A 14,681-nucleotide genomic window follows, 5' to 3' on the forward strand; every position below is an offset into this window, starting at 1 on the left:
AATCTGCTGAGCACTTATCTCCATATCGTTGGATTGTAGGTCGATAAGTCGCTTATTTGCTTCAGCAAGTTTAGTGGCGATGAGATTATTTAGTCGTGCAGAATTTGGATGTGATTTTCGTACCTTACGTTCAGCTTCGTTCCAATATTTCTTGTCAATATAGTGACCTGTATAGATGTAAGAGGGCTTTCGATTTTTAATGATTCTCACCACTAACGGGTACAAGCCTTCTTTGTTGGGTTTGTTTCTAAGGAGTACTTTTACGCTTGTTGCCATGTTCGTATCTTTTATCTAAGTTACGAAATTTAGGTAAAACATAGGTAAAACATTTGGTGTTTTTTCTTAGGTTTTTGTGAACAGTAAATTTAGTAAAATATTGGTAATCAATTGATTTTTAGTGCACATACGTTCAAATGAGTTCAAATTGAACTGGATTCAAAATCCAGTTCTTTCGAGAGTGTGGGTTCGATTCCCACCTCGAGTACTGAAAATTCAAATCCCAACAGAAATGTTGGGATTTTTACTTTTTGTAAAATTAAGAATGTTATTTTGTGATGACTAAATGATGTGAATACACTTGATTCGCACCGGTTATCTTTAATATATATGTCCCAGTTGGTAAACTTTGCGTATTTATTTCAGTAGAATTTTTTGGAAAAGTACCTTTTAAAAGCAACCTTCCCTTCATACTGTAAATTTGATATTCTATCTCAGATAGATCTTCATCTAGTTTTATGGAAACAACATTTTTTGCTGGATTTGGGTATGCTTGAAGAGTTTTTATCTTTTTGACTTCATTTAAGAGAGCACGAGAAGCTACAGGAAGGCAAACAGGAGCTCTTGTTCCTCCATCAACCATTTCTCCATCTTGGATAGGGATAATGTCATTAGTAATTTGGCTAAGCTTAAAATTACTTCGTTGTTCTTCGCTTCCTGAAACTAAGATACCAACTTCATCTACGTTACAACAATTAGTTAAATCAGGCAGTGTGCTCATGACAGCTCCATTTCTTAGCGGAAGAAGAGAGAAACCTTCAGGTCCTGGATCTACTCCGCCAGCTAGCATATTTCCAGAAGAAATAGAAATAGCATCGAATAGTTTAGAGTTTAATTGACCATAAATTCTAGAATTTACAAGTGAAACGCTAGTGTCAATTGTGGCAAGATATTTAAAGCTTTCCAGTTCTCCTGCAATCAAAAAAAGTGGTGAGTTGGGTATTTTGTGAATGCTTTCCAACATATTTCCTTTACTAGAAGTGGTAGAAGTAGCGCTTTCTACTAATACGCCGCTTAAAAAAGTTCCCACTGGGTTTACAACCATGATAAAGCCAAAAGAAAGATTGTCATGGATATTAGTTGTGCCGCCAACAATAATGAAATTCCCTTCATCGGTTTCAATAATTTCTCTAGGAATGAGATCTCCAACAGAATTATGTTGTGGATGTATAAGACCAAGTTTTGAGACAGTGTTATTAATTGCACTAAATCTGTAGAAGAAAAAACCACCGCCGTTGTTAACATCGGTAGCTACAACAACAATAGAATTGTCATTTGCAATAATAGCATCTTGTACACGATGCGGATTGAATATGTTAATAGTTCTGGATGCTATAAGAGCACCAGAAGTACCATTCAACAATACGAAAAAAGATCTGCTAATACTTCCATCTGATTGAGTTCCTACCACAAGTATATTGTTATCGGAAGTCTCTAAAACTTTTGCAGCAGTCAGATCGAAATTTTCCAATGGAATTCGTTGTCTCCATACAGGATTTCCATTCAATCGTAAACTAAATACAATAATCTCGGTATTCAGATCTGGATCGGTGTCTTGGTGTGTGCCAGCAATCACAAATTGTGAATCAGAAGTAATCATACTACTAGCAAACGTTTCTATACCATCATATCCGATAGCTTGACTCCATAAGGGAGTTCCGTTGTTTAAAAAAGAAGCGCAATAAAGGTCTCTTCTTCCATTTCCAAAAGAATCGGTATGTCCAGCAACTATAATATGATTAGAGTTTGGCTGGTGTACTTCAAAGATATCATCATTGATATCTCCTCCAACTTGCGTACAAAATTGTCCGTATGTAGTATTTGTAAATAGTAGTAAAAATATAAACGTAAAAAAGGTAAATTGGCAAAAAATAAGTTTTGTCCTCATAATAATGATGTTTTAAATGAATAATAAAAAACCGGTTTTCTGATGTATTAATTAATACTTCAAAAGTAGTTTTAGATGCTAATTATTATGAAGAATTACGAGGACAAAAATGTGACAATTCTTCTGTTATTGTCGATTTTATATATATGTAGGACAAATGTGGGACAGATGTGAGGTAAATTTATTTATACATGTTTTTATCCTTTTGTATTTTCTAAAAATTAAGCTGATTGATTCATTTTTTTGAGAAAATAAGAAACGGTCAATTCAGTTTGTTTTTTAAAAGCTTTTGTGAAAGATTCTGGGTTAGAAAACCCAGCTTCTTCTGAAATAGCTTTTACAGTATACTTTTTAAATTTTGAATCATTTTTAAGACAATCTAAAATATAATTAATTCTCAGATCATTGACATAATTTCTAAATGTTTTATGTTTATGAGTATTAATGATTTTTGAAAGATATTTAGGATTTGTTTTTAGCTTTTTTGATAAGGTTGATAATGTTATTTTTTTATTTAAAAAGCCTTTCTTTGTTTCAAAATTGGTGAGCTCTCCTAAGATTCGACGAATGATCTCATCGTTGATTTCTAAAGAATCATTTTTAAAACTTTGAGAGGAAATTTTAGGTTTAACTTGATGATTTGAATGAACCAACTTCAGAAACTTTTTTTGGTCTTTTTTTCTATTATAAAAATTAAAAACAAAACCAATTACAGCGATGATAAGTAGTATTGAGAAAATGACATAATAAATAACAGAGTTATTACGCTGTTTTTTGAGCAATCTGTCTTTTTGAGCAATTAAGTTTTTCGTGTCATAATCTTTATGTAATTTTTGAACAAGAAGTGTAAACTCTTTATTAATAATACTGTCAATGGTGAGTAAGCGATTCGTATAATACAACTCTTTTTCTGTATCACCTTTGGTTTTATAATAATCTAAAATGCCTTTGTATGCGTCTCGAAATTCTGGAATGAGATAGCCGCTAATCTTATACAAACTATCTAATTTTTTATAGTAGTCAGTGGCTTTTTTAAAATTGCGGTTATGGTTATTAATTTTTCCAAGATAAAAATAGCACTCAGCTAAATCAGGATTTAAGTTCCTTTTTACAAAATAGGGGATAACCTTTACAATACTTTTTTTGGCAACTTTATAATTTCCACGCGCAAATTGATTTCCAGCTTCTTCTTTTCTAAACATTGTCGGTGTATAGTAACCGTAATTCTTGATGGATGATAATTGAGCGCCTTCATTGAAAACAATAGTTGCAGAATCATGCTTCTTTAAGCCAATATATGCTAATCCTAAAGTATATAAGGCGGTAAGTTTAGTGCAATTTGGATCGTTGTATTGAGAAGTTTCATAATCAAACATGCTATTCTCCTTAAAGATGTCTGCCGCTTCTCTATATGCTCCTATGTGTAATTTAAATGATGCTATATAATGTTGTGTTTTGTTGTAAAACTCGCCCTTTTGATCCTTAAAAAAGTCTCTTGCTTTAATATAATAGGATAAGGCTTGTTCTGGTTGTCCCTTTAAGGAATTTAAGACGCCTTTATGAATATAGCTTTCATGTAAAATTTTATCAAGATTATTTGTTTTGCTTATGGAGATGGCGCTATCAATGTATTTTGTAGCATTAGTCATATTGTTGGCTATAAAATGTAATAGGATATAACTGTTAGCAATTGCTTCAATATTATGTTCTTTTTTTGCCTTATTAATTTTGAAGTTGGCTATCTGTTTTGCTGCATCTTTTTTTGCAGTTTCTAATTTTGAATAGAAACTGTCTTTAAGTTCAGAAAAACTCTTGTTTTTTAATGAGTCTTCAGGAATAAAATCTTGAGCATTTCCATGTATAGTATAAAAAGGAAAAATTAATAAGAGTATTATATATTTTAAATATCTCATCATAAAATAGAGGATAACAAGTGTTCAAGTATTGTTTTGTAAAATTAAACGAATGAGATGATAGAACAATTATTATTTAACTAAGAAAATTATAAGCAAATAGTTTTATGAATGGTTTTTATAAAATCTTCAGTCAAAAAAGGCTTCATTATATAGCCATTCATTTCGTGCTTATTCATTTTTGCTTCCACTTCTTCACTGGAAGATGCGGTAAGTGCAATGATGGAAATATCAGCATTAAATTTACGGATAAGCGAAGTGGTTTCATAACCATCTAAATCGGGCATGTGTAAATCCATCAAAATACAGTCAAACTGTTCTTTTTCAATAATAGTAATGGCTTCTTTTCCTGAACTGACTACTTTTGTAATTACCTGAAAATCATCAAGTATTTTTTGGGTTACTAATTGATTGATTTTATTATCGTCTACAATTAAAATTCGCTTATTTGCGATTGATGTACAAATATTTTCAAGTGTATTATTTTGCAACTTTGAGGCTTCTATCTTCTGAAAAATAAGTTCAAAGCTAAATGTAGCTCCTTGATTGACTTCACTTTTTATACAAATAGAACTATCCATAAGATTTAAAATTCGCTTTACAATCGAAAGTCCTAATCCAGTTCCGTTATATGATTTTTGAATTTTTGTTTGTTCTTGATAAAACTTTTCAAAAATTTGTTCTTGTTTTTCTTTTGAAATACCTACGCCATCATCTTTAATTTCAAAATAAATTTTTACATGTTGATCAAGATCATCTACTAATTTAGCAGTAACATATATATTGCCTTTGTGAGTAAATTTAATAGCATTCGATATTAAATTAATAAACACTTGCGATAACTTTAAAGAATCTCCTTTCAAAGATTGTGGAATAGTATCATCGTATACAATGTGAATTTTATTTTGACTATTATGCAACGAAAACTCCAGACTCTCTATAATATTATTGATTAGGCTTTTTAGCTTAAAATCTAGAAATTCTAGTTTTATTTCTCCAGATTCAATTTTATTTAACTCTAATACATTATTAATTAATGATAATAAATGACTTGCTGAAAAATTCAAAGATTCTAAATATTCTCTATGGCTGCTATTTACATTTTCTTTAGAAAGCAGTTTTGAAAGTTCTATAACGCCATAAAGTGGTGTGCGCAATTCATGACTAATTTCAGAATAAAAATTACTTTTTGCTTTTGACAGTTCTTCTGCTTTGCTCTTTGCAATATTAAGCTGCTTGTTTTTCTTAAAGATTAAATATGTGCTTATTAAAAGTCCCAAAACAAATAGTGCGAGGACCGTATTATATATTCTAAACTTTGAGATAGTAGCATCTTTAAACTCCTGTTCTGTTTCTAATAATCGAACTTTCTCTTCATTTTCGCGTAAAAAATTGTCGGCTTCAACCTGTTTGGCTTTTTCAAATTCTTTGATTTTATTCAGTGAATCTTTGTAAATGGTATATTTCTGCATAAAACCATAAGCCTTCTCAGGTTTGCTATCATTTCTAAATAACTCAGCTTGTTCTTTATAAAGGTTTGCTAGAACTTCTATAAAGCTATATTTTTTGGAAGCTTCAATAGATTTATCAAAATACAATTGGTGGTTTTTAAAGTCTTTAATCTTGTAATATGCATAGGTTAACTGTACATATATAAGTGCTTTTAATTTTCGATCCTTATACAAAGGAACCTTCCTTATAATATCTAGGGTTTCTAAAGAATACTTTATACCTTCTTTATATTTTTCTTCTTCATAAATTTTAAGTTCAGCAACATTTGACAAAGGATAAATCATGTCTACTTCATATCCACCTGCTTTTGCAAGATTAATAGCTTTCGTAAAATACATATTGGCTTTGGGAATACTATCAAAATCTTTATAGTTTACTCCAATATCATTATAGGATAATACTAAATTAAAAGTGTCTTTTGCTTTTTGGAAAATGTCTTTTGCTTTGAACAAATAATAGAAACTTAAGGAATCTTTACTTACGTAGTAATGAGAATTTCCAAGAGATGCATAACAGCGCCCAATTAAAATACTGTCATTTACTTCTTTGGCATACTTGAGTATTTTATTATTGATCGCGATAGATTCAACATGTTTGCCTTGTTCAAATAATTTAAAGGCTCTCTCTTTCTCTGCTAACATAGAATCTTTTAGTACATCAGAGTTGTTCTGTGACAATGACAAAAAGGGAATTATAAAGACAAGGAAAAGAAAATATGTTTGCTTCAAACTAAATCAATGGTTTAACTCAATTAATTTACTAAAACTATTGCAAATATACGCTTTAATAATAGTTTTTAGTGTAATCTGCTTTTTATGAGGTGATTAAGCGAATCTTAAAAAACTTTTTATAGATGAGACAAATCATCAAACTCTAAAAATAGTAGGTTTTTGTGGTTCTTTGTCGGAAAGATTTGAGTATTTTCGTTATATGCTAAAAAATCACACGCATATAGAAGAATTGTTAATTGATGCAACCAAAGAAGTACTATATGAAAAACTAATAGCGCAACTCAATAAAGATTTTTTGTTAGCTAATATTGAAGAAACTTTCCCTGCTACTATTTCTCCAGAATCCTTGAAAAGAGAATTGCACGCAATTGTTTATCAGCTAATTAGAGAAAAATTCGCTGAATATTTAAACTTGCTTTACATTATGGATGTTTCTGAAGCCAAAATTAAAGCGTTAGATGGATCGGATATGGTTGGACTTTCTGAACAAGTAGCTTTTCTAATGCTAAAACGCGAATGGCAAAAAGTATGGTTTAAAAATAAACTCTAAAAAACGGCACCAAAGCATCTGCATAAATACTTTTATCGTCATCGTGTAAAACATTATAGCGAATACCAACAGTAATATTGTTTGTGGTATATCCAACGCCAAAAAATACAGCAGGTTGCCAATAATCATCGTCTACAAAAATAGGATCTTCAAAATCTCTGCTTACATGCAAATATTCAAACTCACTCGACAATTGAATTTCAGGCAATGGATTAAACAAACCAATAAAACTTCCACCTACAATGGTTGACTTAAAAAAATCATCATCTTTAAAATAGGTGTAGTTGAGTGAAACACCAGCAGAAAATTGTGTATTAAAGTCATAAATAGCACTTGGAGCTACTGTAGCGCTAAAAATTCCATTGGCAAAACTCAAACCCAATCCGCCGCCAAAACGAATATGTTGCCAAAAATCACTTCCTCTAGAATTTAAATTGGAATTATTTTGCGAAAATGCTGAAAAGGATGCTAAGAGTGTAAAAATGATTAAAAAAGTACTTTTTGGTCGGGAAAAAACAGAATTTTTCATGTATTAGAAAAGCTTATGGATTATTCCTATAAATATATACAAAACTTGTGATGTGTTTTTGTCAAAAGTTGTATTTTTGGTAAAATTTTGTCGAAACAAGACAAGAAAGAAAAAACATGGATAGATTTTCCTTTTTAAATGCAGCACATACAGCATATTTTGCTGAATTATACGATCAATATTTAGAAAACCCAGATAGCGTTGAGCCAAGTTGGCGAGCGTTCTTTCAAGGATACGATTTTGGAACTGAAAGCTACGGTGAAGAAATGGCAGAAACAACAGAAACTGTTACGAAAGTAGTAGTTCCTGAAAATGTAAAAAAAGAATTCCAAGTTGTAAAACTTATCGACGGATACCGTACACGTGGACATTTATTTACTAGAACGAACCCTGTTCGTGAACGTAGAAAATATGAGCCAACTTTAGCCTTAGAAAATTTTCAACTCAGCGAAAGCGATTTAGATAAAACGTTTGAAGCAGGTTCCATCTTAGGAATTGGGAAAACAACACTAAGAAATATTATCACACATTTAGAGCGTATTTATTGCGAATCTATCGGTGTAGAGTATATGTATATCAGAAAACCAGAACAGATTAAGTGGATTCAAGATAAATTGAATGTCAACGACAATCATCCGCAGTTTTCTAACGATACCAAAAAACACATTCTTAAAAAACTGAACGAAGCAGTTTCTTTTGAAAATTTCTTGCATACAAAATATGTAGGGCAAAAACGTTTCTCGCTAGAAGGTGGAGAATCCTTAATTCCTGCGTTAGACGCTGTTGTAGAAGAAGCAGCAAACAAAGGTGTAAAAGAGTTCATTTTAGGAATGGCGCATAGAGGTCGTTTAAATGTACTAACGAATATCTTTGGTAAATCAGCGAAGAATATCTTTAGTGAATTTGACGGAAAAGACTACGCAGAAGCTATTTTTGATGGTGATGTAAAATACCATTTAGGATTAACTTCTGACAGAGAAACAGATTCTGGAAAGAAAATAAATATGAATATTGCGCCAAATCCATCGCACTTAGAAACGGTTGGAGCAGTAGTAGAAGGAATTGCCAGAGCAAAACAAGATCGTTATTATCCAGATAATTTCTCTGAAGTGTTACCAATTGTAATTCACGGTGATGCCGCAATTGCAGGGCAAGGTTTGGTATACGAAATTGTACAAATGTCACAGTTAGATGGTTACAAAACTGGCGGAACCATTCATATTGTAATTAATAATCAGGTCGGATTTACTACCAACTATTTAGATGCGCGTTCGTCTACGTATTGTACTGATGTCGGAAAAGTAACACTTTCACCAGTATTACACGTAAATGCAGATGATGCAGAAGCCGTTGTTCATGCAGCTTTATTTGCATTAGATTATAGAATGACATTCAAGCGTGATGTATTTATTGACTTATTAGGATACCGTAAATATGGACACAACGAAGGTGACGAACCTCGTTTTACGCAACCAAAATTATACAAAGCCATTTCAAAACATAGCAATCCACGTGATATTTACGCAAAGAAATTACAAGAGCAAGGCGTTATTGATGGAAACTATGTAAAAGAATTGGAAAAACAATACAAGGACTCACTAGAAGTAAAACTGGAAGATTCTCGTAAAGAAGAAAAAACAATCATCACACCATTCATGCAAGATACTTGGAAAGATTTTGAGCGAGTAGATGAGCATGAAATGGCAAAAGATGTGGATACTACATATCCAAAAGAAAAATTAGCAGAAATCGCTAAGGCAGTTTCTAAATTGCCTGAAGACAAGAAGTTCTTGCGTAAAATAGAACGTTTAATCTCTGGTCGTCACGATATGTTTTTTGAAAAAAACAAAATCGATTGGGGAATGGGTGAAATGCTAGCGTTTGGTTCTTTATTACAAGAAGGATATGATGTGCGTATCACAGGACAAGATGTGGAAAGAGGAACCTTCTCGCATCGACATGCAGTAGTAAAAGTAGAAGAATCAGAAGAGGAAATCAAATTACTTGACCATGTAGCAAATGAGCAAGGAAGCTTCTATATTTACAACTCTTTGCTATCAGAATACGGAGTGGTTGGATTTGATTATGGATACGCTATGGCAAGTCCAAAAACACTTACGATTTGGGAAGCACAATTTGGAGACTTCAGTAATGGAGCGCAAATTATGATTGACCAATATATCTCTTCTGGAGAAGACAAGTGGAAAACACCAAATGGGTTGGTGATGTTATTGCCACACGGATATGAAGGGCAAGGAGCAGAACACTCATCAGCGCGTATGGAGCGTTACTTACAATTATGTGCAAAAGACAATATGTACATGGCAGATTGTACAACACCAGCAAACTTCTATCACTTGTTGCGTCGTCAGATGAAAGCAGGTTTTAGAAAGCCATTAATTGTATTTACACCAAAAAGATTATTGCGTTTGCCAGCAGCAGTTTCTACAGTAGACGATTTTGCAAACGGAAGTTTCCAAACGTTAATCGACGATGTTGATGCAGATGCTAAAAAAGTAAAAACATTAGTGTTCTGTACTGGTAAATTCTATTACGATTTACTAGAGGAACGTTCAAAGCAAGGAAGAGATGAAGATGTTGCTTTAGTACGAATAGAGCAACTATTCCCATTGCCAAAAACGGAAATAAGAGAAGTATTAGCAAAATATACAAACGCAGACGATATTGTTTGGGCACAAGAAGAACCAAGAAATATGGGAGCTTATGGACACTTACTAATGCATGTGGAGGAAGTACGAAATTTTAGAGTTGCTTCTAGAAGATTTTATGGTGCACCAGCAGCGGGAAGTTCAGTGCGTTCCAACCGTCGTCACGCAGAAGTAATTGCATACGTTTTTGATAAAAATAAAAATAATATGCGTTAAGGATTGTATTTAACTTAATTTAATAAATAAGTGAGTGCAAAATAGTAACAGCGGTTGCAGAAGTCATTGAACGAAGTTGAAATGAGTCGAAGCAAACACCCAAAAAAAGTAAAATAAAAACTAAAATATAGAACACGATGATTTTAGAAATGAAAGTTCCTTCGCCAGGAGAATCCATCACTACAGTAGAAATTGCAGAATGGTTAGTACAAGACGGCGATTACGTAGAAAAAGACCAAGCAATTGCTGAGGTTGATTCTGATAAAGCAACGTTAGAGTTGCCAGCAGAAGCTAGTGGAACAATCACCTTAAAAGCAGAAGAAGGCGATGAAGTAGAAGTTGGACAAATAGTTTGTTTGATTGATACAAGTGCAGAAGCTCCAAGTGGCGATACGGCAAAAGAAGAAAAGAAAGCCGAGGCGCCAAAACCTGAGCCTGCAAAAGTAGAAACGCCAAAACCTGCAGAACCTGCAAAAACATACGCTTCAGGAAGTGCTTCTCCAGCAGCTAAGAAAATCTTAGCAGAAAAGGGAATGAGTGCTAACGAAGTAAAAGGAACTGGAAAAGACGGTCGTGTTACTAAAGATGACGCAGTAAAAGCACAACCTAGTATGGGAACACCTTCTGGTGGATCGCGTGGAAGTGAGCGTAAAAAATTATCAATGTTACGTAGAAAAGTGGCAGAACGTTTGGTATCTGCAAAGAACGAAACGGCAATGTTAACAACGTTCAACGAAGTAGATATGTCGCCAATTTTTGCACTGCGTAAAGAATACAAAGAAACATTCAAAGCAAAGCATGGTGTAAGTTTAGGATTTATGTCGTTCTTTACTTTAGCTGTAGTTCGTGCATTAAAATTATATCCAGCTGTAAACTCTATGATTGATGGAAAAGAAATGATTAGCTATGATTTCTGTGACATCAGTATTGCAGTTTCTGGACCAAAAGGATTAATGGTTCCTGTAATTAGAAATGCAGAAAACTTATCATTTAGAGGTGTAGAATCAGAAGTAAAACGTTTGGCATTGCGTGCACGTGATGGGCAAATCACTGTAGATGAAATGACAGGAGGAACATTTACAATTTCTAATGGTGGAGTTTTCGGTAGTATGTTATCAACACCAATTATCAATCCGCCGCAATCAGGTATTTTAGGAATGCATAACATTGTTGAAAGACCAGTTGCTGTTGATGGGCAAGTAGTTGTTCGTCCAATTATGTATGTTGCCTTGTCTTATGATCATAGAATCATTGATGGGAAAGAATCAGTAGGATTCTTAGTAGCAGTAAAAGAAGCGCTAGAAAATCCAACTGAATTATTGATGGACAACAATGTAAAAAAAGCTTTAGAATTGTAAAAAAAACAATCTATTCAAAATATGAATAACCATTGCTGAAAAGTGATGGTTATTTTTTTTGGAAAACCTTTAATGTAATGATTCATGAGCGGACTTTGTTTACTTCTTTATTTTTCAGTATATTAAAGAGTGTTCGAGTGAATTTTTATAAGAAAAATCGGCATAATTCTTGATGAAGATTATGCGTCCAAAAATATGATCAGCCATGAAAAAAATTACCTGTTTTATACTTACGTTTCTCTTCACAATTACTGCTTTTGCGCAATATGAAATTACCATTGATGCGCATGTGTTGGATATGGATACTAAAGCTCCTATTCCGTATGTAAATGTAGAATTTCAAGGAAAAGACTTAAAAGCAGTTACCGATGCTGAAGGAAAGTTTACATTGACCTTTGATGAAGGTTGGATTGACGATACCGATCGTTTTCAGTTAGTGGCTAATGGGTATAATATAGTCAATGTAGACATGTCAAAACTGAGCAAATACTTAACATTTACAGATAAAATCTTTTTGACAAAAACGACTACAAAAGCTAAAAACACTCTAAAAGGAACTGTTTTTACAGAAAAAAATAATTCAATTCAAAATGCGATAGTGCAGGTAAAAAACAGCTTCAAAATGACGCAGACAAAAGCTGATGGTTCATTTGAAATAGCAGTCAATATTGGAGATGTACTTGTGATTGATTATGTAGGAGTTCACAAAAAAGAAATTGTAATTCGTGATATGAATCCACTGAATATCAAATTGCAATCAAACACAGAATTACTTAATGAAGTTACGCTAAAAGGGAAAAAATCTCCAAAAAAAAAACAATATACAGATACTGGATTTGGACGAATGAATCTAGAAGCTTTTGGAGGCGGAAGTGTAATCACTTCTGATAATATTGGGCCACAACATATTTATGTCTCAGATGTTTTACGCGGAAGTATTGCGGGCTTATTTGTATATAATGGAGAAGCCAATATTAGATCTCGATTCAATCAATTTGCAAGACGAAGTATAAACCCTGCAAATGGAGGGGCTTCAATGTCGCCTAGACAACCTGTACTCATCTTAAGAGGAAATCCAGTTCAAGTATATTATGATGGTTTTCCATACTATGGGAATATAGATGAAATTGAAATTCGTTCCATAGATAATATTGTAGTGTTGAAATCGATGGCATCTACTATTTTATATGGCGGAATACCAACAATCTTAATCACATCTAAAAATAGATTCTTAAAAAGAGATGTGGATGGAAATACTGTCAATTCAGCGTTGTTAACTAATAACTACTACAAAGAAAATATTCCTTTAATTTCTAATTCGGAAGAAAAACCAATATATATAGCAGAGTTAGAACAAGCAAAAAATTATGCGCAAGCACTGGAAATATATAAACAGCAAAAACAAAATCCATCACGTGAAACAATTCCGTATTACCTAAATACTGCCGAATATTTTAAAAGATGGAATGATGAAAAACCACTTGCAATCCTAAAAGAAGTTGAAGTGCTTGCGGAAGAAAATCCAAAAGCATTAAAAAGTCTGGCGTATAAATTAGAAGAACTCGGTGAGTTTGCTGCTGCGAAAATAATCTATCAGAGAATAGCTTTGTTATTACCAAATTCTTCACAATCGTATAGAGATTTGGCCTTAGCATACAAACGCGCGGGGAATTATCAAGAATCGTTAGACCTATATATAAAAATGCTTACAGATTCTTTTGAAAACATAGATTTTTCAGGAATAGAAAATCCACTCTTAAGCGAAATGCAACAATTGCTTCGTAGACATAGGGTAGAACTTGATTATAAAGACATACCATCTAATTTGCTAAAAGCAACATTTAAATATGATGTGCGAATTGTATTGGAATGGAATAGAGCAGATGCTGAATTTGAATTGCAATTTGTAAATCCTACCAAAAAATTCTATACATGGCAACATTCCATCATGTCAAAAAAAGATCGTTTGCTCGATGAGGCAAAAAATGGTTATTACATGGAAGAATTTATTATTGATGAAGCTGATATGGTTGGTGAATGGATGGTGAATGTCAAAAGTCTGGAAACAGAAAAAGCAATTAATCCAACATATTTAAAGTATACAATCTACAGGAATTATGGAACGCCAAATCAAGAACGTAGCATCAAGATAGTGAAACTGTATAAGCATCAACAAAAAGTTACCTTAGATAAGATTAAATACCAACCACAACAATCAACAGTATCATCGCAGCGATAATTGTATAATGCATACAAGTTTATAGAACGAAAAAGCTAATAACTCCACAAGTCATAAATATTGATGCAAAATCCGGCAATCAATAAAATAATTTGGATGATAAAAAGTACGTTAAATCGTTTATTGTTATGAGTAAGGGAATTCATGACAAATAGATTAAATTAATAATATTGTAAAATTCTTAAAAAGGGGGCAAAAATAAATGCGTAGTAATACCTGATTTTATAAAACAAGTATCTCTTACGAGGAATAATAACAGTTGTATTGCTAAAAACCCTACTTCAAATACAAACAGTTTTTGTCATAATCGATCACAGCTTTTCCTTTGCGTAGAATGTCCGCACCAATAATTCCGTGTACAGGTTTTGCATCGTGTTGTGTCAATGCAGTATTTACGTGATCTAAATTGAATAACACCAAAGCCACACGTTGTTTAGTCCATTTACCAAGACGAACTTTATTGTTTTTTGAAATTTGTGTTTCCATATTAACAGCGCCAGCTCCAGCAGCTTTAATCTTTGAATCTTTTGCTTTCAAGTTGAAGATTTTTACGGCTTCAAAACCGACACAAGAGCTAGAAGCTCCTGTATCTAAGATAAAACTACCTTCAATGCCATTAATCTTAGCTTTTACTTCGTAATGATTCGTATTAATACGATTCAACTTAATCCGTTTATATCCTTTATCAAGTAAAAACTTTCGCAAACTTTTTTTCATCTACACAAATATCTAATTCAATTAGATGCAAAAATACAAATCAAAACGAATGTGGGTTATAAATAACTCTTAAAAAGTGAAAA

At 32.7% G+C, this 14,681-nt stretch carries 9 protein-coding genes and 1 pseudogene; 4 read left to right on the forward strand and 6 right to left on the reverse strand.

Going from position 1 to position 14,681, the window contains the following annotated elements:
• The 4 genes from MK119_RS14040 to MK119_RS14055 all read right to left on the reverse strand — a co-directional run.
• Window positions 1–276: Arm DNA-binding domain-containing protein (locus MK119_RS14040; protein WP_290679941.1), on the reverse strand; the 276-nt coding region annotated here is incomplete at its 3' end.
• A 268-nt stretch (window positions 277–544) separates the two neighbouring features.
• Window positions 545–2,164: a T9SS type A sorting domain-containing protein gene (locus tag MK119_RS14045; protein ID WP_290679943.1), complete on the reverse strand. Its 1,620-nt coding sequence runs from the start codon at window positions 2,162–2,164 to the stop codon at window positions 545–547.
• A gap of 221 nt (window positions 2,165–2,385) precedes the next feature.
• On the reverse strand, window positions 2,386–4,077 hold the full coding sequence (locus tag MK119_RS14050; protein WP_290679945.1) for a helix-turn-helix transcriptional regulator: 1,692 nt from the start codon (window positions 4,075–4,077) through the stop codon (window positions 2,386–2,388).
• A gap of 89 nt (window positions 4,078–4,166) precedes the next feature.
• A complete protein-coding gene (locus MK119_RS14055; RefSeq protein WP_290679947.1) occupies window positions 4,167–6,230 on the reverse strand; it encodes an ATP-binding protein in 2,064 nt (687 codons plus the stop codon).
• Between the two features lie 289 nt (window positions 6,231–6,519).
• Between MK119_RS14055 and MK119_RS14060 the strand changes: the two genes are divergently transcribed.
• Entirely contained in the window at window positions 6,520–6,870 is a 351-nt protein-coding gene (locus MK119_RS14060; protein WP_290679949.1) for a hypothetical protein, read from the forward strand.
• On the opposite strand, the gene MK119_RS14065 is transcribed toward MK119_RS14060, so the two are convergent.
• Window positions 6,854–7,399, reverse strand: coding sequence for an alpha-ketoglutarate decarboxylase (locus tag MK119_RS14065; protein ID WP_290679951.1), 546 nt, complete (start codon window positions 7,397–7,399; stop codon window positions 6,854–6,856). The two genes, MK119_RS14060 and MK119_RS14065, sit on opposite strands and share 17 nt — an antisense overlap.
• A gap of 113 nt (window positions 7,400–7,512) precedes the next feature.
• Here MK119_RS14065 and MK119_RS14070 point away from each other — a divergent pair.
• The 3 genes and pseudogenes from MK119_RS14070 to MK119_RS14080 all read left to right on the forward strand — a co-directional run.
• A pseudogene (locus MK119_RS14070) lies at window positions 7,513–10,284 on the forward strand (2-oxoglutarate dehydrogenase E1 component); the annotation flags it as partial.
• Between the two features lie 137 nt (window positions 10,285–10,421).
• Window positions 10,422–11,642: a 2-oxoglutarate dehydrogenase complex dihydrolipoyllysine-residue succinyltransferase gene (gene odhB / locus MK119_RS14075; protein ID WP_290679953.1), complete on the forward strand. Its 1,221-nt coding sequence runs from the start codon at window positions 10,422–10,424 to the stop codon at window positions 11,640–11,642.
• Window positions 11,643–11,847: 205 nt separating this feature from the next.
• Window positions 11,848–13,881, forward strand: coding sequence for a carboxypeptidase-like regulatory domain-containing protein (locus MK119_RS14080; protein WP_290679955.1), 2,034 nt, complete (start codon window positions 11,848–11,850; stop codon window positions 13,879–13,881).
• Between the two features lie 276 nt (window positions 13,882–14,157).
• On the opposite strand, the gene MK119_RS14085 is transcribed toward MK119_RS14080, so the two are convergent.
• The gene (locus tag MK119_RS14085; protein WP_290679957.1) at window positions 14,158–14,598 is read right to left on the reverse strand and encodes a retropepsin-like aspartic protease; all 441 of its coding nucleotides are present in this window, start codon (window positions 14,596–14,598) and stop codon (window positions 14,158–14,160) included.
• Between the last annotated feature and the right edge of the window lie 83 nt (window positions 14,599–14,681).

Source organism: Kordia sp. (assembly GCF_022447245.1).
Classification (GTDB): domain Bacteria; phylum Bacteroidota; class Bacteroidia; order Flavobacteriales; family Flavobacteriaceae; genus Kordia.